This is a genomic window from Pseudomonas fluorescens, from assembly GCF_012974785.1.
Classification (GTDB): Bacteria; Pseudomonadota; Gammaproteobacteria; order Pseudomonadales; family Pseudomonadaceae; genus Aquipseudomonas; species Aquipseudomonas fluorescens_BT.
On the sequence record NZ_CP027561.1, the window covers coordinates 4,708,817 to 4,729,725 of the forward strand.

Consider the following 20,909-nt stretch of genomic DNA (forward strand, 5'->3'; position numbering starts at 1 on the left):
GGCGCCCAATAATCACTCGAACAGCCGCCGGGCCCGCCACTAGACTGCGGACCCGACGGGCTGCCTTATAAACCCTGCTCGACGAATGGAACGGTCAGCGCCAGTGCGCTATCCAGTGCGCCGGCGTCGACACCGCCGCCCTGCGCCATGTCCGGACGACCACCGCCCTTCCCGCCCACTGCCGCAGCAGCCTGCTTCATCAAATCACCGGCTTTGAGTTGGCCAGTCAGGTCCTTGGTCACGCCTGCAACCAGTACGACCTTTTCCTCATGGACACTGCCGAGCAGGATCACTGCGCGGCCGAGTTTGTTTTTCAGCTGATCGACCAGCGCCAGCAGCGCCTTGCCGTCCTGACCATCCAGACGCACGGCCAGCACCTTCACGCCCTTGACGTCCACAGCCGAAGCCGACAGATCGTCTCCCGCAGCGGCGGCAGCCTTGGCCTGCAACTGCTCGAGCTGCTTTTCAAGCGCACGATTGCGCTCCAGCACAGCCGACAGCTTGTCGATCAGGTTGTCGCGGCTGCCCTTGACCAGGCTGGCCGCTTCCTTGAGTTGTTCTTCAGCAGCGTTCAAGTAAGCCAGCGCCGCAGCGCCGGTGACTGCTTCGATACGACGCACGCCCGATGCCACACCGCCTTCGCTGATGATTTTCAGCAGGCCGATGTCGCCGGTACGGTTGGCGTGGATACCGCCGCACAGCTCGACGGAGAAATCACCGCCCATGCTCAGCACGCGCACGTTGTCACCGTACTTCTCGCCGAACAGCGCCATCGCGCCTTTCTGCTTGGCGGTTTCGATGTCGGTTTCTTCGGTTTCCACCGCCGAGTTCTTGCGGATCTCGGCGTTGACGATGTCTTCCAGCGCCTTGATCTGCTCAGGCTTGATCGCTTCAAAGTGGCTGAAGTCGAAACGCAGGCGCTGACTGTCGACCAGCGAGCCTTTCTGTTGAACGTGGTCGCCCAGCACTTTGCGCAATGCAGCGTGCAGCAAGTGAGTGGCCGAGTGGTTCAGCGAAGTGGCGTGACGCACGTCGGCTTCGACGTGGGTTTCTACTGGCGCGCCAACGATCAGGCTACCCGACGCCAATACACCGTGGTGCAGGAATGCGCCGCCGGTCTTGGTGGTGTCGCGCACGTCGAAACGGCTGTTGCCGGCCTGCAGGTAACCGCAATCGCCGACCTGGCCGCCGGATTCGGCGTAGAACGGGGTCTGGTTCAGAACCACAACGCCTTCCTGCCCTTCACTCAAGACGTCCACAGACTGGCCATCTTTATAGAGAGCAACGACTTTCGCCGAACCGCTGGTGGCGTGATAACCGGTGAACTCGGTGTCGACGTCGACCTTGACCAGGCTGTTGTAATCCAGACCGAACGAGCTGGCGGAACGTGCACGGACGCGCTGGGCTTCCATCTCACGCTCGAACCCGGCTTCGTCGATGGTCAGGCTGCGCTCGCGAGCGATGTCCGCGGTCAGGTCCATCGGGAAACCGTAGGTGTCGTAGAGTTTGAACACCACGTCGCCCGGGACTACGTCGCCCTTGAGCTCGGCCAGATCCTGCTCAAGGATTTTCAGGCCCTGCTCCAGGGTCTTGGCGAATTGCTCTTCTTCGGCTTTCAGTACGCGCTCGATGTGCGCCTGCTGGGATTTCAGCTCAGGGAAGGCTTCGCCCATCTCGGCCACGAGAGCGGCAACGATCTGGTAGAAGAAGCTGCCTTTGGCGCCCAGCTTGTTGCCGTGACGGCAAGCGCGGCGAATGATCCGGCGCAGCACATAACCGCGGCCTTCGTTGGACGGCAGCACACCGTCGGCAATCAGGAAGCCGCAGGAACGGATGTGGTCAGCCACGACTTTCAGGGACGCCTGATTGTCGTTGCTGCAACCGATGGCCTTGGCCGAAGCGGCCAGCAGGCTCTGGAACAGATCGATTTCATAGTTCGAGTGAACGTGCTGCAGCACGGCACTGATCCGCTCAAGACCCATGCCGGTGTCCACCGACGGGGCTGGCAGCGGATGCAACACGCCATCGGCGGTGCGGTTGAACTGCATGAACACGTTGTTCCAGATTTCGATGTAACGGTCGCCGTCTTCTTCCGGCGAGCCCGGTGGGCCACCCCAGATATCGGCGCCGTGATCGTAGAAGATCTCGGTGCAAGGACCGCACGGACCGGTATCGCCCATGGTCCAGAAGTTGTCGGACGCGTAAGGCGCGCCCTTGTTGTCGCCGATGCGCACCATGCGCTCGGCCGGCACACCGACTTCCTTGGTCCAGATGTCGTAGGCCTCGTCATCGCTGGCGTAGACGGTGACCCACAGCTTTTCCTTTGGCAGGTTCAGCCACTTCTCGGAGGTCAGGAAGTTCCAGGCGTAGGTGATGGCATCACGCTTGAAGTAATCACCGAAGCTGAAGTTGCCCAGCATTTCGAAGAAGGTGTGGTGACGGGCGGTATAACCGACGTTTTCCAGGTCGTTGTGCTTGCCGCCGGCGCGCACGCATTTCTGGCTGGAGACGGCGCGGGTGTAGGCGCGCTTTTCCTGGCCCAGGAAGCAGTCCTTGAACTGGTTCATCCCCGCGTTGGTGAACAGCAGGGTTGGGTCGTTGCCCGGAATCAAAGAGCTGGAGGCTACACGGGTGTGGCCTTGCTCTTCGAAGAAGCGAAGGAAGGCTTCACGGATTTCTGCGCTTTTCATTAGGTTCTTCCACGGAGGCTGCGGCCAAAGGCCTGTACGAAACGTCAACAGACGAAACGACGGCAAAGGGCCGCATTATATCGGCCCTGCGCGCGGGGTACAGCGTGTTTATACGATAGAAACGGTCAATTGGGCCGCTAACGCTGTCACTTGCGCGAAAACTCGACGAATGTCGCGACCACTTGCTCGATTTGCGAGCGATTGACGTCCATGTGCGTGACCATCCGCAACCGGGCGGCAGCGCTCAACTTGATCCCGCGTTCGGCGGCAAATGCCTTGATTACCTCGGCACGGTCGCCCATCTGCACGTAAACCATGTTGGTCTGCACCGGCTCGACACTGAAACCGGCCTCGCGCAGGCCTTCGGCAAGAAACTGCGCGTTGGCATGGTCATCCGCCAGACGCTCGACGTTGTGATCCAGCGCATACAGCCCCGCCGCCGCCAGCAATCCGGCCTGTCGCATGCCGCCACCGACCATTTTGCGCAGGCGCCGGGCCTTTGCAATCAACGCCGACGAACCGCACAGCACCGAGCCGACCGGCGCGCCGAGACCTTTGGACAGGCACACCGAGACCGAATCGAAATATTGGGTGATTTCCCGGGCATCGACCCCGAGCTTGACCGCCGCGTTGTAAAGCCGCGCGCCGTCCAGATGCAGTTGCAGGCCGTTGTTCTGTGTGAACTGGCGGGCCCGGGCCAGATAGTCCAGCGGCAGCACTTTGCCTTGCATGGTGTTTTCCAGCGCCAGCAGACGGGTGCGGGCAAAGTGGAAATCATCAGGCTTGATCGCCGCTGCCACCTGATCCAGGTCCAGCGAACCATCGGCCTGCACTTCCAGCGGCTGCGGCTGAATCGAACCGAGCACCGCTGCGCCACCGCCCTCGTACTTATAGGTGTGCGCCTGTTGACCGACGATGTATTCGTCACCGCGCTCGCAGTGCGCCATCAGGCCCAGCAAATTGCTCATGGTCCCGGTCGGGACGAACAGCGCGGCAGCAAAACCCAGCCGTTTTGCCAGTTCGGCTTCCAGACGATTGACCGTCGGATCTTCGCCATACACATCATCGCCGGTGTCGGCGCGGGTCATCGCATCGAGCATGGCGGGAGTCGGTTGAGTGACGGTGTCGCTGCGAAGATCGATAACGCTCATGAACCTGGCCTCTGGTCAGCAGGGGAAATCCCTTTACGAAGACGAATTACTGCGGGCATGGCGCAGATTAATCAACCCTCGGGCAAGGAAAAGTCGTTTTCGTGCTTCGAAAAATCCGATGGCAATCATCACAAAGGCGCAATGCACAGCCCGGCAATCTGTGTTAAAAACGCTGCGCCGCCCGATAAAGGGCGGCGAAACGTTCTCAGGGCGGGGTGCAATTCCCCACCGGCGGTAATTGCGCGCAATGCGCATAGCCCGCGAGCGCTTGGTGACGGGCACGGCAAAAGCCGTGAGCGGCGGCAAGGTCAGCAGACCCGGTGTGATTCCGGGGCCGACGGTCACAGTCCGGATGAAGAGAGAACGGGATTGACGCCAAAGGGCCGTCCGCCGTGTTTGCGCGAGCGTGCGTACCCTTGAATCCCTTTCGATTCATAACGCCCTGTTTTTCACACAAACAGGAGTCAGAACATGCAACCCACCGCTATCGACAGCAAAAGCAAACACAGCCACGGCGAGCGCGTCGCGTTCATTCAGGCCTGCTGGCACAAGGAAATCGTCGACCAGAGCCGTAAAGGCTTCCTCGCTGAAATGATCGCTCAGGGCTATCAGGAATCGGACATCGACTTCTTCGAAGTCGGCGGCGCCTTCGAAATGCCTCTGCACGCCAAGCTGCTGGCCAAGACCGGCCGTTATGCCGGTATCGTCGCGGCCGCCCTGGTGGTGGACGGCGGGATCTACCGTCACGAGTTCGTCGCCCAGTCAGTGGTCAGCGGCCTGATGCAGGTTCAGCTGGAAACCGAAGTGCCGGTGTTCTCGGTGTCCCTGACCCCGCACCACTTCCATGCCGGCGAAGAACACCAGAAGTTCTTCTTCGAGCACTTCGTGCACAAGGGTCAGGAAGCGGCGAAGACCTGCGCCGATACGTTGCAGAAAGTGCGTGCATTGCGCCGCACGGAGCCGCGTGCTGTCGCGGTGTAAACCGATCCGGAACTGAGTGAGGTCTCAGCCTCACTCAAATCCAAATGTGGGAGCGGGCTTGCTCGCGAATGCGGTGTGTCAGTAATAGATGTTTCACTGACACACCGCATTCGCGAGCAAGCCCGCTCCCACAGTGGTTTATGTCGAACCGAAAATAGAGTCAGGCAAGATTTTCGTCAGTGGTCGGCACGATCAGAATGCCCGCCCGCAGGCCGTTCTTGACCTTGGGGTTGGGGAAGATAATCCGCGCGCCCTGCTCTTCGATGATCCAGCGGGTATTGGCCAGGTCTTCGGCCAGCACATAACCCACATCCAGTTCCGAGAAGTTTTCGATGTCCGCCGGCAGGTTCAGGCGGAACGAGTCGCTGTGCTTGATGATTTCCCGCGCCACACTGAACAACTGCAGACCGTCCAGGCCCTGCTCGGCCATCTCCGGCTCGGTGCCTTCGATGATCTGCTTGAGGCGGGTTTCCAGCAGTGACACGTTGACCCCGGCGTTCTGCCCGAATGGCCGCGCCTTGCCCAGTTCCAGAGTGAAGGACTCGGCCCCCAGCTTGTCGTAGGTGTAGGAGCTGAAGACGATCGACGGTTTGTTCTGCAACAGCACCGCTTCCATGCCGGCGGCGCGCAGACGGGCCAGTTCAAGACGCGAATGCTGGCGACCTTCCTTCCACGGATACAGGGCGAACTGCTCAATCTTCGAACCGCGAATCGCGGTGTGCAGGTCGTAGTGCAGACGCTGACGATCCGGCACGCTGAAGAAACTCGCGGCCAGACGTTCCAGCTCACAGGCACGCAGGGCTTCGGAACCGCTGCTTTGTTCGTGACGGCCGTTGAACAGCCGATTGACGTCCTGCTCGACGAAACGCTCGCCCTTGCGAATCGCTTCCGGGTTGCCGAACAGGAACAGAATGCGTGCACGCGGCTTCAAGTCGCCGCGGGCGATGTCATGCAGCAACCGGTCGAGCAATTCGATCGGTGCCGTTTCGTTGCCGTGGATGCCTGCCGACAGCAGCAGGTCCAGGCCATTGTCGCGCGCTTCGGGTGGCCGGACTTCCAGCGCACCCTCGCTCAACCAGCGCATGCGCACGCCTTCGACAGTCAGTTGAGTCTTCTCCGCCGGTTCGCGGCCGGCGAGGGTCAGTTCAAGCAGTTTGCCGAGGGCGAGCATAGAGCGGTTTCCTTAGTGGTCGTGGTTGCAATCCGGGCCGTGCACGTGGCCATCATCGTCGCCGAGGTCAGCCGGTTCCATCTCCAGTTGCAGACTTACCAGATTAGTCGCCAATGGGCGCAACAGCAGGTTGGCGTACTCTTCGTCGCCCTCTTCGACGTCCACGCCGATCAACAGTTGGCCGCGGCCATCCTGCTGGATCCACAGCTCTTTGCCTTGCCACATGACCGCGACGCGGGTGCAGGACGTTTGCAGTTGCGTGCCGTCGGTGTCTTCAAGGATCAGCTGCAGGGAATCGCTCATGTTTTAACGCTCTCTTGGGGAGATGGAACCGTGCGCCGCGCCGAAGCGGCGCATCGGTCATCAATTGATCTGGAATGGATAAACCGCGCCCAGTTTAAGGATTTGCGTCAGTTCATCCAGTGCCGTCCGGCATTCAAGCAGCAATTGCGGATCCGCCAGGTCGCTTTCGCTCAGACGGTCGCGGTAGTGCTTTTCAACCCACGCGGTCAACGAACCGTACAACGGGGCGGTCATGATAACCCCTGGGTTGACGGCCGCCAGCTCGGTTTCGTTGAGCGCGACGCGCAGACGCAGGCACGCCGGGCCACCGCCGTTCTGCATGCTTTGCTTGAGATCGAAGACTTTCACTTCACGGATCACGCCGCCGGAACCGGTCAGGCCTTGCAGGTAGTTCCACACGCGATCGTTACCACGACACTCTTCCGGCACGATCAACAGCATCGAACCGTCAGGACGCGACAGCAGCTGGCTGTTGAACAGGTAGGAACGCACTGCGTCGTCTACGGTGACCGCCGAACGCGGCACGCAGACCGACTGGAACTTGCCGCCGACCTTGGCCAGTTTGACTTGCAGTTCGGCCAGCATCTGATCGGTGTCGAGGAACGCGTCCTCGTGATAGAACAGCACCTCGCCGTTGCCCACCGCGATCACGTCGTTATGGAACACGCCCTGATCGATCACCGCCGGATTCTGCTGCGCGTAGACCACGCCGTCTTCACGCAGACCATGCAGACGGGCGACCGCTTGCGACGCTTCGAGGGTCTGGCGCGCCGGGTATTTCTGCGGCGCCGGGTAACGGGTGTCGAACGCACTGCGACCGAACACGAAGAACTCGACCCCAGCCTCGCCATACTCACGGCAGAAACGCGTGTGGTTCGCGGCGCCCTCATCACCGAACTGCGCCACCGCCGGCAACGCGGCGTGGTGAGCGAAGTGCTGCTGATTGGCGAACATCGCACCCAGCACGCGACTGGTGGTCGGGTGCTCGATGCTGCGGTGGTATTTGCAGTTCAGGTTGGCGGCGGTGAAGTGCACGCGACCGTCAGCGGTGTCGGCACTCGGGCTGACCGTGGCGGCATTGGCCACCCACATGCTCGACGCCGAGCAACTGGCGACCAGCAGCGGCATCGCTTCTTTCGCAGCGCGCTCGATCACCTGAGCGTCGGTACCGCTGAAACCCAGACGGCGCAGAGCAGCCACGTCCGGACGTTCCTGTGGAGCGAGAACGCCCTGCTGAAAGCCCATTTCCATCAGCGCTTTCATTTTCGCCAGGCCTTGCAGCGCCGCTTCCTTCGGGTTCGAAGACTGCTGGCTGTTGCTCTGGGACGCAACGTTGCCGTAGGACAGACCACCGTAGTTATGGGTCGGCCCCACTAGACCGTCAAAATTGACTTCATAGGATTTCATCAGCGAGGCTCCACGAGAATCTGTTGTTATAGGCTTCAGTAACTATTCTTTGAGACCGCGGCGCGGTCATCGCTGGCAAGCCAGCTCCCACAGGGACCTCATCGCCCTTGTGGGAGCTGGCTTGCCAGCGATGGGCATCACGCCATCTTCACGCCAGGCGTCAGGGCCGCCGGCAACACCAGGCTCGGGGTTTCCAGCGAGGCCACCGGGTACGCGCAGTAATCCGCCGCGTAATAGGCGCTGGCGCGGTGGTTGCCCGAGGCGCCGACACCGCCGAACGGCGCGCTGCTCGCAGCCCCCGTCAGTTGCTTGTTCCAGTTGACGATCCCGGCACGGCTTTCCAGCCAGAACTGCTGGTAGCGCTCTTCGGAATCCGACAGCAGGCCAGCGGCCAGGCCAAACGCGGTGTTGTTGGCTTCAGCAATCGCGGCTTCGAAATCGGCGTAGCGGATCACCTGCAGCAACGGACCGAACAGTTCTTCGTCGGAACGATCGGCAACCGCCGTCACATCCACGATGCCCGGAGTCAGCAGCGCCGACTGCGCCTGCGGTTGAGTCATTGCCAGCAGCGACACTGCGCCGTTGGCCAGCAAATGTGCCTGGGCATCCATCAAGGCTTTTGCCGCGCCGAGGGAAATCACCGAGCCCATGAACGGCGCCGGCTGCTGATCGAACGCGCCGACCTCGATGGTCGAGCTGACTTCCACCAGACGCTTGAGCAGGCTGTCGCCCCACGCGCCTTGCGGCACCAGCAGACGACGGGCGCAGGTGCAACGCTGACCGGCGGAAATGAATGCCGATTGAATGATCGTGTACACCGCAGCGTCGAGGTCCGCGACCTGATCGACCACCAGCGGGTTGTTGCCGCCCATTTCCAGCGCGAGGATCTTGTCCGGACGCCCGGCGAACTGCTGGTGCAGGTGATTACCGGTGCGGCTCGAACCGGTGAAGAACAGACCGTCGATGCCCGGATTCGCCGCCAGCGCGATCCCGGTTTCACGGGCGCCTTGCAGCAGGTTCAGAACGCCGGCCGGCAGACCGGCTTCGATCCAGCACTTGACCGTCAGCTCGGCGACTTTCGGGGTCAGCTCGCTCGGTTTGAACAGCACGCTGTTACCCGCCAGCAGCGCCGGCACGATGTGGCCGTTCGGCAAGTGGCCAGGGAAGTTGTAAGGGCCGAACACCGCCACCACGCCATGGGGCTTGTGGCGCAACACGGCGGTGGCGTCGCCCAGCGGGCCGCTCTTCTCACCTGTGCGTTCGCGATAGCTTTGCACCGAAATCGCAATCTTGTTGACCATGCTGGTGACTTCGGTCGCGGCTTCCCACAACGGTTTACCGGTTTCCTCACCGATGGTGCGGGCCAGTTCGTCGGCGTGTTTTTTCAGCGCAGCGGCGAACGCTTCGAGCACGCTGATGCGTTCTTCCAAGGTGCGACGGGCCCAGCTCGGGAACGCCTGACGCGCAGCCTGCACGGCCGACTCGACCTGAGCGGCAGTGGCACCCTCCCCCGACCACAGCACTTGCTGGGTCACCGGGTTCAGCGATTGAAAGGCCTCGCCCTGACCGGCCAGCCACTCACCTGCGATGTATAGCGAATTCATTGTTTGGACTCCCGGGCAGCGGACAACGCCACGGCGCGAACCTGATCGCCAGCGTTGAGTTGAAGACGTTTGGCGGTCAGCGGATCGACCACCAGCGTACCGGCGGCCAGTCGGGCTGGCGCCGCCGTGATGCGGCAGTCTTCGCGTTTGCGGTTATGGATGATGAACGGCGTGGCGTCGTCGCCCGGGGTGCCGATGGCCAGCACCAGCGCTTCGCTGTCACGCACCGCGCGGATCTTGCTGGTCTCGCACTCGATGGCCGGGCCGGCGTCGAAGATGTCGACGTAACCCTGATAACTGAAGCCTTCGCTCTTGAGCATCGCCAGCGCAGGCTCAGTGTCCGGGTGCACCTGGCCGATGACGTTGCGCGCGTCCGGCGACAGGAAGCAGGTGTACAGCGGGAATTTCGGCATCAGTTCGGCAATGAATGCCTTGTTGCCCACACCCGTCAGGTAATCGGCCTGGCTGAATTCCATCTTGAAGAAGTGACGGCCCAGACTTTCCCAGAACGGCGAACGACCGGCTTCATCGGATACGCCGCGCATCTCGGCAATGATCTTGTTGCCGAACAGCTCCGGGAATTCGGCGATGAACAGCATCCGCGCCTTGGACAGCATGCGGCCATTGAGGCCGGTGCGGTAGTCGGCGTGCAGGAACAGCGAGCACAGCTCGGAGTTGCCGGTCAGGTCGTTGGCCAGGAACAACGTCGGAATCTCGCGATAGATGTTCAGTTCCTGCGAGGCGCTGACGGTCAGGCCGACGCGGAAGTTGTACCACGGCTCGCGCAGACCGACGGCGCCGGCAATGGCGGAAATCCCCACCACGCGACCGTTGTCGTCTTCGAGCACGAACAGGTAGTCCGCGTCGCCACGGCCGGCTTCACCGCGAAAGGTCTTCTCGGCCCAGCCGACCCGGTGGGTCAGGCGCTCTTCGTTGGCCGGCAAGGTGGTCAGGCCGGTGCCGGTGCTGCGGGCCAGGTCGATCAGAGCGGACAAATCGCTGCTGCGTACGGGACGAACAATCATGCTACCTCCTCAAACGGGCCGCCGTGGCCACCCGTGAAACTCGCTAAGGCGTTAAACCGCCACCAGGCGCACGCTGGCACCTTCACCGACGCCCAGGGCTTCGGCCGCTTCCAGATCCAGGGTCACCGGTTTGCCCGGCGCGTAATCCAGCTCGAGCAATACCGCGCGGTAATCCTGCAACTGGGCATTGGCCACCAGATACTGGCGACCGGCACCTTTGACCGGCTCGCCGAGCTTCACCGGTACCACACGGCTCTGGGCGATCGAGCGGATCCCCGAAACGCGCGCATGCAGGGTCGGGCCACCGTCGAAAATGTCGATGTAGTGATCGGTCTCGAAGCCTTCGCGCATCAGGATGTCGAAGGTGATCTGCGCACGCGGGTGTACCTGGCCCATCGCTTCCTGGGCGGAATCCGGCAGCAGCGGCACGTAGATCGGGTAATGCGGCATCAGTTCGGCGAGGAACGTACGGCTTTTCAGGCCACACAGACGCTCGGCCTCGGCGTAGTTCAGGTCGAAGAAGTTGCGACCGATGGCGTCCCAGAATGGCGAGTCACCGTTTTCATCGCTGTAACCGACGATCTCGGTCACCACCGAATCGGCAAACCGCTCCGGGTGGCTGGCGACGAACAGCAGACGGCCACGGGAGTTGAGTTCGGCCCAAGGCGAACCCACCAGCTCGCGCTGCACGTAGAAACTGGTCAGCAAGCTGTTGCCGGTCAGGTCGTGACATTGCGAGAGCACGTGGATCTTGTTGTGGATCTTCAGTTCGCGGGAAGCATGCACGAAGGTCTCGTTGCGAAAGCTGTAGAACGGCTCGGAATAACCGGCCGACGCAACGATCGCCGAGCAGCCCACCAGTTTGCCGGTGGCGGTGTCTTCCAGGACGAAGAAGTAACTCTCCTCGCCGTTGAAGCTCACTTCGGCGGCAAACGAGGCTTCGCTCGCGGCGATCTTGTCGCTCAGGCGTTCAACGTCATCCGGCAAGGAAGTGACACCAATCGGGCTGTCCGCAGCCAGACGCTGTACCTCGCCCAGATCAGCCATTTGCGCGGGGCGCATCACCAGCATGGTGTCACTCCTTTCTCTTATTCATTCACAGAAAAATAACCGGGCAGCTACTGCATACACAGAGATCAGTGTGGGAGCGGGCCTGCTCGCGAAAGCGGATTGTCAGTCAACATTTTCGCTGTCTGACCCACCGCTTTCGCGAGCAAGCCCGCTCCCACATTTGATTTTGCCCGGCATCAAAATTGGGGTCAGCGCCTGATCAAGTCAGGCGCCGAAGGGTCTATCAGGCTTGCGTCAGTTTCGCGGCAGCACGTTCAAAGCGGTCCAGACCGGCGTCGATGTCCGCGTCTTCAACCACCAGGCTCGGGGCGAAACGGATCACATCCGGGCCGGCCTGCAGAATCATCAGGCCTTCTTGTTCAGCGGCGTTGAAGATGTCCTTGGCCTTGCCTTTCCAGGCGTCGCTCAGCACGCAACCGATCAGCAGACCGAGACCACGCACCTGGGTGAACAGGCCGTACTTCTCGCCGATCTGTTGCAGGCGGGTCTTGAACTTGTCGTGCTTGGCGTTGACGCCGTTCAGCACCTCAGGGGTGTTGATCACGTCGATCACCGCTTCAGCCACGGCGCACGCCAGCGGGTTGCCGCCGTAAGTGGTGCCGTGAGTGCCGACGACCAGATGCTTGGCCAGTGCTTCGGTGGTCAGCATCGCGGCGATCGGGAAACCGCCACCCAGGCTCTTGGCGCTGGTCAGGATGTCCGGAACCACACCGAAATGCTGGTAGGCGAACAGGTTGCCGGTACGGCCCATGCCAGTCTGCACTTCGTCGAACACCAGCAACGCGTTGTTCGCGTCGCACAGTTCACGGGCGCCTTGCAGGTAAGCCAGCTCGGCCGGCAGCACGCCGCCCTCACCCTGGATAGGTTCCAGAACGACCGCGCAGGTCTTGTCGGAAACAGCGGCTTTCAGCGCCGCCAGATCGTTGTACGGCACGTGGGTGATGCCAGTGATTTTCGGACCGAAACCGTCGGAGTACTTCGACTGGCCACCGACGTTCACGGTGAACAGGGTGCGGCCGTGGAAGCTGTTGAGCGCGGCGATGATTTCGTACTTCTCGGTGCCGAAGCGATCGAACGCGACGCGACGGGCCAGCTTGAAAGCGGCCTCGTTGGCTTCGGCGCCGGAGTTGCAGAAGAACACGCGCTCGGCAAAGGTGGCGTCGATCAGCTTGTGCGCCAGGCGCAGGGCCGGCTCGTTGGTGAACACGTTGGACACGTGCCACAGCTTGTTCGCTTGCTCGGTCAAGGCACCGACCAGCGCCGGGTGCGCATGGCCCAATACGTTGACGGCGATGCCGCCGGCGAAGTCGATCAGCTCGCGGCCGGCCTGATCCCAGACACGGGAACCGGCGCCACGCACCGGAATGAAAGCGGCAGGCGCGTAGTTGGGAACCATAACCTGGTCGAAATCGGCGCGTTGTACCGCAGCGTGCTCAACGGACATCGGAGTCTCCTGATGAGGGCCACCCGCCTGAAACTGGCGAGCGATGGGGGGATTGTAAGGACAGTTTTCAGCCCGGCCTTGTCGCCAAGCGACAACTTCTTATAGCGCAAACCCCGGATTTTCCCGGGTTTACGGCAATGCGACATATAGCGTCGCAAAGGCGCAGTTTAAACCGTCGACAGCAATTGCAGCAGGCCCAGGAAGATATCAATTGCCGCAGCGGCCAATGTCATAACTATGTACCGCACTTCGTCGAAAGCATTCTGATTTGCTTGAGCCCTTTCCGAACATCAAGGCGCACTCGACATGCAGTCACTGAACGAAGGGCAATCGCCGGCAACCCCAGCCGCTGTCCCGCTCAACCCACCCGCTCACTATCAACCCCTCATCAAGGGCATTCCTGAATGGCTGCCCCTCGCGTCCCCGGCCAGACGCAAGGCACTGAGCAACCCTCAGCGGCCGGTCAGTGACCGGATCAAGGCTGCACCGCGAGCCCGGCACGACGATCTGCGAACCGCCATTGCCGAACACATGAATACGCAGAACGCCATCGACCGGGACCTGATGCACCTGCAAGACATCAAGGCGTTTGCCGAACCGTTGCTCAAAAGTGCGCTGAAATCACGATTTGGCCTGGATCTGGACACCCAGGAAACATTTCTGCGCCTCTACATCCCGATCACCCCCCCAGGCCTTTCCATCCGGACAGGCTCCAGAGTCTGGACCGTTTCCCTGCTGGAAGCCGCACTGCACAATTTCGAAGAAGAGGAACCCCACGAAAGCGGTTCATGTTTCATCTCCCGACCGTCCTCCCAAGGTCAGTTCGAGACGCTGCCGCACGTCAACGAAAAGCTCAGCATCACTGCATTCACCCATCTGTGCCGAGAGCTGGATATTGGCGCGGGCTACAAGAACTTTCTTGAACAGAGACTGGGCGTCACCGACCAGGTCGTCGCAACCACCCTGCACCCCAGAATCAAGGCCAGTCAGCGATCAGCGCTCAAGGCCGCCCTGCAACTGGCGCGGATGAACGGAGACATCGACGAGGTCTGGTTTCGCATGATCGAGGCCCTGATCGACGGCGTGCAGGGAGTGCGAATGAACCGTCAGGCGCTGCAATGTCAGGACTTGACGATGATGTCCGCCACCCTGACGGGAGTTGTCATTTTTGCCCCTGATCTCGAACAGGCCAACGCGCCGGCGGGATTGGTGGCCTACCTGCCTGACGATCCCGAGCACCCCGTCAAGCAGTACGCCTCGTCGGTTGAAATGGCAGTAGAACTGACCCGGCAATTGCGCTCGCCGGACTACCAGCGCTATTTCAGCCGATTCGTACTGCACGAGCAGCGAGGCTACTTTTTTTCACAGCTCAATCACCGCCTCAGCCGGGTGCAGTGGCATCAACCTGAACGGGGTAGCCAGCAGCCTGCCTGGCGTGACACGCCGCTCGATCGCCCCGATCTGCAGCTGGCCGTCTCCCCGATCGCCGGTGATCTGTGGCAGCACCTCTACCAACGCAAACTGGACAAGATCCTCAATGACGCTGCCGTCATCGCCGTTGCCACCGCCACCGTGGACCGCAATGCCCGTTGGGCGTTGTGGGACTCGTTGGTCAACGTCGCGTCGTCGCTGCTGGAAATCGCTTCGTTTGTCGTGCTGCCGTTCGTGCCGTTTTTGGGTGAAATGATGATGGCGTACATGGCCTATCAGTTCGTTGATGAAGTGTTCGAGGGGGTCGTCGACTGGGCGCAAGGCTCGGCCGCCGAAGCCGGCGAACACCTGTTCGCGGCGCTTGAGTCATTGATTCAGCTGGGGGCGTTCGGCATTGGCGGCAGCATCGCGATGGCCGAGCTTCCCGGGGTCCTGCCGGCAAGCGTCGTGTCATTCATCGACCGCTTTCAGCCGGTCAAGCTGCGCAACGGCAAAACCCTCTACTGGAAACCCGATCTGAAACCTTACGAGCGTCAGGTCCAGCCGCCCGAAGGATCCGGGCCCGACCGGCAGGGACTGTACCGACACCAGGGAGAAAACCTGCTCACTCTCGATCAGACGCATTACGCCGTCAGCCCGCATGAACATCCCGACAAGCTTTACATCGAGCATCCGAGCCGGGCAGATGCCTATCGCCCCTTCGTACGCCATAACGGCGAAGGCGCCTTCCACACCGAGTTAGAGCAACCGCTTGAATGGGACACCACAACCGCATTGCAACGGATCGGTCACAACGTCGAATCGATATCCCCCGCCCGACGCGAGCAGATCCTCAAGGTCAGCGGGTATCCGGAAGATGCGCTGCGCAAAATGCACGTCAACCAGGAGCGCTTGCCGCCGCTGCTGGCCGACAGTATTCATCGCTTCAGGATCGATCAGGACCTGCAAGACTTCATTGAACGTATCTCCAGTGACAGACCCGAGGTCTATCTGACCGCAGATCCCTTGACCCAGCTGCAGATTCTCAAAGAACAGAACTTATGGCCCGACACTAAAAGACTGCGTTTTATCAATCTGCAAGGCGAGATCGCGTGGCAATCCTCAACCGATCAAGAGCTTGCGCTGACCGAGATTCGCCAGGACAGCCTGTCCAGTGGCGATTTGCTCAAGACCCTGATCCAGACCCTCAGTGAATCGGAAATCAATACGCTGCTCGGGGAAGATTTCGGTGAGAGGCTCGCCCTTGATGCGCGTGCGCGCAAACTCAGAGCCAGGCTTGCGCAGATCGCCCGGCAGCAGCGCAGCTCACTGTTCGAGGCACGCTATCAAGCGCTTCAACATCGCGAGGAGCCCCTGTTCAGGCGTGCGGCCCTGCATGAACCGCAATTGCCCGCCAGAATTACCGAAGAACTGTTGAACACGGCCACCGGTTCGGAACTGGTGGCGATCAACAAAGGACAATGGCCAGAACGGCAGCAGGCCCTGACAGAACACGCCAGACAGGAACTGCGCGTCACTCGTGCCTTCGAAGGGCTGGTACTGGATTCGGTGCACAATCCGGACACCGACACCCTGGCGCTGCACAGCCTTCAACTATTGCCGGGCTGGTCGGCTGACGTACGCCTTGAAGTCCGCGCCCAATCCCGGGAAGGGCAATTGATCGACAGCACCGGCCCCGTCGAGGCCCCCATTCAGAAAGTGCTGGTTCTCAAATCCGGGGGGCTCTGGCAACCGTACGACGAACAGGGTCTGGAACTGCACGGCTACACCGATTTCTACACTGCCGTCCTGCAAGCCCTGCCGGACATGCAGAGAAAAGCCTTGAAGCTGCAGATCGGCGAAGGTGAAAAGCTCAGGCAGGCCATCCGTGACAATCCAATGGCACGCAGCGAACTGCGACTGGCGATCATGCCCGACCCTGTGCCGCCTCCCACCATCGATACGCTGCGATTGCTCGGCACGGACGGCTACTCCCGCAACCCGCCAACGACCTCGCAAACGCCCCGCACCCTGGACAACCGGATCAGGCAGGTCTATCCGGGAATGTCCGAAGACGAACGACTGATCATGGCCCAGCGCCTTGAAAGCCACCCGGACGGCGCACTCGCCGAGCTGTCCCGGCTGCAACTGGAATACGCCCAACTTGATAGCCATCTCAATCAATGGCTGTTCGACTTCCCGGAGATCAACCCGGCAAACGGCACCCGACGCTCACAGGAGCAGCAGATGGCCGCCATCCGTGATCGCCAGACATTCGCCAGCGACCTGCGCAGCTGCTGGCGCAGAGAAATTCGAGGCCCGAACGGTTACCAGATGCGCTTTTCGGAGCCGCTGGCAGGTGACCTCCCCGCCTTGACGGCCGACTTCTCCCACGTCAGCAGCCTGGAGCTGATCGGCAGTGGCGAGCCAGGCGCGGTGAGCGACTTTCTCGAAAGCTTTTCGGGGCTGGTGCGAATGGAACTGCGCGACTTCGATCTGCACAATCTCCCGCCACGCCTGACGAATTTTCCGGGTCTTAAACAGTTGACGCTGCAAAACTGCCGCGTCGTCCTTACACCGCAAAACCAGTCGATCCTGTCGACCCTCAATGCCCTGAGCACACTGGATCTGGAGGGCAATCCACTGGGTGCCACGTTCGATTTCGGCCTCATGCCGGACCTGACTCATCTGAACCTTTCCAGTACAGGCATCTCCCAAGTCCCCACAGGCATACTGGATCATCCGCGCCTCATCAGCGCATGGCTTACCGACAACCAGATCACCACGCTGCCGGACGCCCTGTTCGAACAACCGGCCGCGTCCACCGCCGGGTACGATTTTTTCGGCAATCCGCTTTCCGCCGCGACCCGTGAAAAGGTGAAGATCTATTTCAACCGGACCGGCAGCGATCTGGGCGTTCGCCCCGAGCAAGCGGATATAAACCGGGTCAAGGCGCTGTTTACCGACTTGAATGAACGCCAATCCAGCGAACTGATCTACGGCCTGCCTGGCTCGCTGTTACAGGGTCGGCTGCAACTGGATCGCTGGGAGAGCGAAATCACCCGGCTGACCGCCGACCTGGCCACATGGGCGCGGGACACGCCAGACCGTGATCCGTCCACCGGTGAAAGGCTCAATCCCAACGAACACTTCAATCAGTTTTACGAGCGTGAAATATTCGCCGGAAGAATTGAAAGGCTGTGGCGCCACCGCTCGACTGCACATCCGCTGACCAGAGCGGACGTGTTCTCGGCGCAAGCCACATTCATCGGCGACATGCCCGAGCTGTCGGCAGATTTCAGTCATATCACCGCACTGTCGCTGAAGGGAAACAAACACATTCAAGCCACCTCGCCATTTCTGCAAAGCTTCCCCCGACTCAAGCGTTTGATCCTGCATGACTTTGCACTGGAGCAACTGCCACAGTCACTCACGGCCCTGCCCTCACTCGAGATACTGCTTCTCAGCAATTGCGGTGTGACATTTACCGGCGAGCTGCAGATTGCTCTGGCGGCGATGCGCGAGCTTGAATCACTCGAACTGCCCAACAACCCCCTGGGCAGCGCGCCCGATGCAAGCAGCCTGCCAGCGCTCGTCTATCTGGATCTCTCACGCACCGGTATCAGCGATGTTCCTGCCGGATTGATCGGACACCCGACATTGCGAACGGCCATTATCAGCGACAACCGGATCAGCGAACTGCCCGAGGCGTTCTTTGAGCTGCCGGCGGCAGCCAGCGAAGGATTCGACTTCTCCGGCAACCCGTTGACCGCCGATACGCTTGAGAGGATCAAGCGTTACTCCGGAAAAACCGGTCAGGACTTCGGGGTGCTCGCCGAACAGGCCGACATCGATGCCACCCAGGCGCTGTTTCCTACCCTGGACGGCGAAGAGGCCAGCGATGTCTTCTATGGATTGCCCGGCGACCTCGAGCACGGGCGCCGTCAACTCAGGCACTGGAAAGCGGAGTTCGAGCAACTCACCGCCGATCTGGCGCAATGGAAAATGGCAATTCCCCAGACTCATCCTTCCAGTCATCAGCCACTGACACCTGGGGAATTTCTGACGGAGCACTCGGCACGAACTGAGTTTGCCGAGCAACTGCAAACCCTGTGGCGTACGCGAATGCCGGAAAACCCCAGGCGCAGGGGCGACTCCCTGGTAGCCCATCTGGCATTCATCGGCGACCTGCCCACGCTGACCACCGACTTCAGCCATATTCGCGAAGTGTCACTCGTGGGACACGGAGCGCTGAGCAACATTGACGGGTTCCTTCAACCCTTCTCCACGTTGCGTCATCTGGAACTGCATGATTTCAGGCTGGGTCAGGGCCCGCTGACAGCCCTGCGCATGCCTTCGCTGGAACGACTGATCATTGAGAACTGCGGATTGACGCTGACTCCGCAAACCCGGGCAACCCTGTCATCCCTTGGCAACCTGCAGTACCTGAACCTGAGCCGAAACCCGCTGGGGACACCTCCCACCCTCGAAACATTGCCGGCCCTGGTTCAACTGCGCCTGGCCGACACCGGCATATCGAGCCTGCCGGATGGCCTGTTCGAACATCAACGACTGGTCTTCGCCACCTTCGAACGCAACCTGATCCGCGAACTGCCCGACCTCCTCTTCGATATCTCCGCCCGCCCGCCCAGACAACTCAACCTTGCCGGCAACCCGCTGTCGCCCGCCATGCGTGAACGCATCAAGGTCTGTTATCGGCAGTTCAGGCAGAGTTTCGGCGTTTCAATGCCATGGGAAGAAATCCAGCGGATCCGCGCTCTGTTCCCGTCCCTGGACGACGAAGGTGCCAATCGAGTGTTGTACCTGCTGCCGGGAACGCTTGATGACGGCCGGTTACAGATCCATCGCTGGGAAGCCGAATTGCGGCAACTGGAAGATGACCTTGAAAGCTGGGTGACCGCGATTCCTGAACGCTATCCGGCCACCGACCTGGCGCTGACCGACAACGATCGCTCCGACGAACGCTCCAGCCGCATGATGTTTCGACTGGAGATCGAATCATTCTGGCGCGACCGGTCCCCGGAGAGCCCCGAAAAAAGGACCACGGTGCTCAACCTGAATCCGGCTTTCATCGGTGATCTGCCGACCTTGAGTGCAGACTTTGCTCACGTCACGGTACTCGCGATCACCGGCAATCCCCAACTGCGTGCCGGCACCGGTTTCCTGCGAGGGTTCACCGGCCTCGATTCGCTTGAGCTGCGCGACCTGGCATTGGCAGAGGTTCCGCCGGCACTGACCGGGATGCCGGACCTCCAGCAACTGGTTCTGAGCAACTGCGCGATCGTACTGGATGACAGGGGCAGCGCCACACTGTACTCGCTGAGGCACCTGGTCAGGCTCGACCTTTACAACAATCCGTTGGGCCGGCTGCCGGATATCCGCAACTGGCCGGCACTGGAATTCCTCGATCTTTCGAACACCGGGATTACCGGGCTGCCACCGGGCTTGCTCGATCCGCCCTGGCTGGAGACGGCATTGCTGAGCGGCAATCGCCTTACCGAACTGCCCGCGGAGATCTTCGACCTGCCTGCCTCCGCCAGCAACGGCTATGACTTGGGCGACAATCCGCTGAACGCGGCCACCCGCGAGCGCATCAAGGACTACTTCCGTCGGACCGGAGAAGACCTTGGCGTACTGGCCGAGCCGTCAGACATCGCACGGACCCGGACACTCTACCCAACCCTGAACGATAAACAGGCCAGCGATTTCATTTATCACCTCGAAGGCACGCTGGTCGACGGTCGAGTTGAACTGACGCGCCGGGAAGCCGAACTGGACAGACTGCTGGGCGACCTTACAGCCTGGGAGTCCGATATACCGGTTGATCCCTTGACCGGGCTGCCGCTCAGCCCGCGCGAGCGCCTGGCGGAAGAACAGATCCGGTCGGCACTTCGCGAAGCACTGCTGAGGTGCTGGCGCAAAACGCCGGTGGAAGGGGCAAGCACGGCTGGCCACCATTTCACTTCCCGGTTGTCGGTCATGGGTCAATTGCCCACGCTGAGCGTAAGCTTCAGCCATGTGTCGGACCTGTACCTGACCAGCATCAGCGATCACTGGCCGCGAATCGGCCGGTTTCTCGAGGCATTTCCCAGTCTGGAAAGCATCGATATTCGAGGCTACGACCTGGCTGGCATCCCTCAAGCCATCTTCCACATGAGGCGACTCAACACGTTGAGCCTGCCCTCCTGCAGAATCACGCTGTCGCCGAGCGACGTGGCCGGGCTGAACACGCTGGACGGTCTTGATCTGCTGCATCTGCACGACAACCCCCTCGGTCTGACACCTGACCTCAGCAACCTGCAGGGGCTGACCGATCTGGACCTGAGCACCACCGGCATCAGGGAAATCCCCCACGGCGTACTGGAGAATTTCAACTGGATGGAAGTGGATCTGTCGGGCAATGAAATCACTGAAATGCCCGACGAGCTCATGGAGGTGCCTGCGCATGTCGGCGATCGCTACGACTTGCGCGGCAATCCATTCTCCGCCCGGGCCATGCAGCGAATCCGGGCCTACTACCAGCAAACGGGAATGACACTGAACGTCGACGGCGTAATGGTACATCCGCCGGTGCGAACGCGCGCCGGGGTCGAAATCGAAGATTGACGAACGCCTGAAACAACAGCGCCAT

General features: G+C 61.1%; 11 protein-coding genes and 1 riboswitch. Of the genes, 2 read left to right on the plus strand and 9 right to left on the minus strand.

Translation table 11 applies throughout. The features are described 5' to 3' along the window. Positions 1-65: 65 nt before the first annotated feature. Positions 66-2,690: an alanine--tRNA ligase gene (alaS, locus tag C6Y56_RS21370; protein ID WP_169431530.1), complete on the minus strand. Its 2,625-nt coding sequence runs from the start codon at positions 2,688-2,690 to the stop codon at positions 66-68. A gap of 146 nt (positions 2,691-2,836) precedes the next feature. After that, positions 2,837-3,841, minus strand: coding sequence for a low-specificity L-threonine aldolase (gene ltaE / locus C6Y56_RS21375; RefSeq protein ID WP_169431531.1), 1,005 nt, complete (start codon positions 3,839-3,841; stop codon positions 2,837-2,839). Positions 3,842-4,038: 197 nt separating this feature from the next. Continuing rightward, positions 4,039-4,210: riboswitch (FMN riboswitch) on the plus strand. A gap of 102 nt (positions 4,211-4,312) precedes the next feature. Between ltaE and C6Y56_RS21380 the strand changes: the two genes are divergently transcribed. Beyond that, positions 4,313-4,822, plus strand: coding sequence for a 6,7-dimethyl-8-ribityllumazine synthase (locus C6Y56_RS21380; protein ID WP_169431532.1), 510 nt, complete (start codon positions 4,313-4,315; stop codon positions 4,820-4,822). Between the two features lie 160 nt (positions 4,823-4,982). Here C6Y56_RS21380 and astE read toward each other — a convergent pair whose 3' ends face one another. From astE to C6Y56_RS21415, 7 genes are all read right to left on the minus strand, one after another. Further along, positions 4,983-5,993, minus strand: coding sequence for a succinylglutamate desuccinylase (gene astE, locus C6Y56_RS21385; protein WP_169431533.1), 1,011 nt, complete (start codon positions 5,991-5,993; stop codon positions 4,983-4,985). A 12-nt stretch (positions 5,994-6,005) separates the two neighbouring features. Then, on the minus strand, positions 6,006-6,296 hold the full coding sequence (locus C6Y56_RS21390) for a hypothetical protein (RefSeq protein ID WP_011335531.1): 291 nt from the start codon (positions 6,294-6,296) through the stop codon (positions 6,006-6,008). Positions 6,297-6,356: 60 nt separating this feature from the next. Then, entirely contained in the window at positions 6,357-7,703 is a 1,347-nt protein-coding gene (astB, locus tag C6Y56_RS21395) for an N-succinylarginine dihydrolase (protein ID WP_169431534.1), read from the minus strand. Positions 7,704-7,840: 137 nt separating this feature from the next. Then, positions 7,841-9,307, minus strand: coding sequence for a succinylglutamate-semialdehyde dehydrogenase (gene astD, locus C6Y56_RS21400; RefSeq protein ID WP_169431535.1), 1,467 nt, complete (start codon positions 9,305-9,307; stop codon positions 7,841-7,843). Next, positions 9,304-10,332 carry an arginine N-succinyltransferase gene (gene astA / locus C6Y56_RS21405; RefSeq protein ID WP_169431536.1) on the minus strand — a complete coding sequence of 343 codons (1,029 nt, stop codon included), beginning with the start codon at positions 10,330-10,332 and terminating at the stop codon, positions 9,304-9,306. Before astA ends, astD begins: the two co-directional genes overlap by 4 nt. Positions 10,333-10,383: 51 nt before the next feature. Further along, complete coding sequence (gene aruF / locus C6Y56_RS21410) at positions 10,384-11,403, minus strand: arginine/ornithine succinyltransferase subunit alpha (protein WP_064598807.1); 1,020 nt, start codon at positions 11,401-11,403, stop codon at positions 10,384-10,386. Between the two features lie 223 nt (positions 11,404-11,626). Beyond that, on the minus strand, positions 11,627-12,847 hold the full coding sequence (locus C6Y56_RS21415; RefSeq protein WP_064598809.1) for an aspartate aminotransferase family protein: 1,221 nt from the start codon (positions 12,845-12,847) through the stop codon (positions 11,627-11,629). Between the two features lie 306 nt (positions 12,848-13,153). On the opposite strand from C6Y56_RS21415, the gene C6Y56_RS21420 reads away from it, so the two are divergent. Then, positions 13,154-20,884, plus strand: a complete 7,731-nt coding sequence (locus tag C6Y56_RS21420) for a dermonecrotic toxin domain-containing protein (protein WP_169431537.1) — start codon at positions 13,154-13,156, stop codon at positions 20,882-20,884. Positions 20,885-20,909: the final 25 nt, after the last annotated feature.

Bases quoted from the DNA above. Each gene is read 5' to 3' on its own strand.
- C6Y56_RS21420 (WP_169431537.1), top strand. From the start codon at position 13,154: ATGCAGTCACTGAACGAAGGGCAATCGCCGGCAACCCCAGCCGCTGTC.
- C6Y56_RS21415 (WP_064598809.1), bottom strand. From the start codon at position 12,847: ATGTCCGTTGAGCACGCTGCGGTACAACGCGCCGATTTCGACCAGGTT.
- aruF (WP_064598807.1), bottom strand. From the start codon at position 11,403: ATGCTGGTGATGCGCCCCGCGCAAATGGCTGATCTGGGCGAGGTACAG.
- astB (WP_169431534.1), bottom strand. From the start codon at position 7,703: ATGAAATCCTATGAAGTCAATTTTGACGGTCTAGTGGGGCCGACCCAT.
- astA (WP_169431536.1), bottom strand. From the start codon at position 10,332: ATGATTGTTCGTCCCGTACGCAGCAGCGATTTGTCCGCTCTGATCGAC.
- astE (WP_169431533.1), bottom strand. From the start codon at position 5,993: ATGCTCGCCCTCGGCAAACTGCTTGAACTGACCCTCGCCGGCCGCGAA.
- C6Y56_RS21390 (WP_011335531.1), bottom strand. From the start codon at position 6,296: ATGAGCGATTCCCTGCAGCTGATCCTTGAAGACACCGACGGCACGCAA.
- astD (WP_169431535.1), bottom strand. From the start codon at position 9,307: ATGAATTCGCTATACATCGCAGGTGAGTGGCTGGCCGGTCAGGGCGAG.
- alaS (WP_169431530.1), bottom strand. From the start codon at position 2,690: ATGAAAAGCGCAGAAATCCGTGAAGCCTTCCTTCGCTTCTTCGAAGAG.
- C6Y56_RS21380 (WP_169431532.1), top strand. From the start codon at position 4,313: ATGCAACCCACCGCTATCGACAGCAAAAGCAAACACAGCCACGGCGAG.
- ltaE (WP_169431531.1), bottom strand. From the start codon at position 3,841: ATGAGCGTTATCGATCTTCGCAGCGACACCGTCACTCAACCGACTCCC.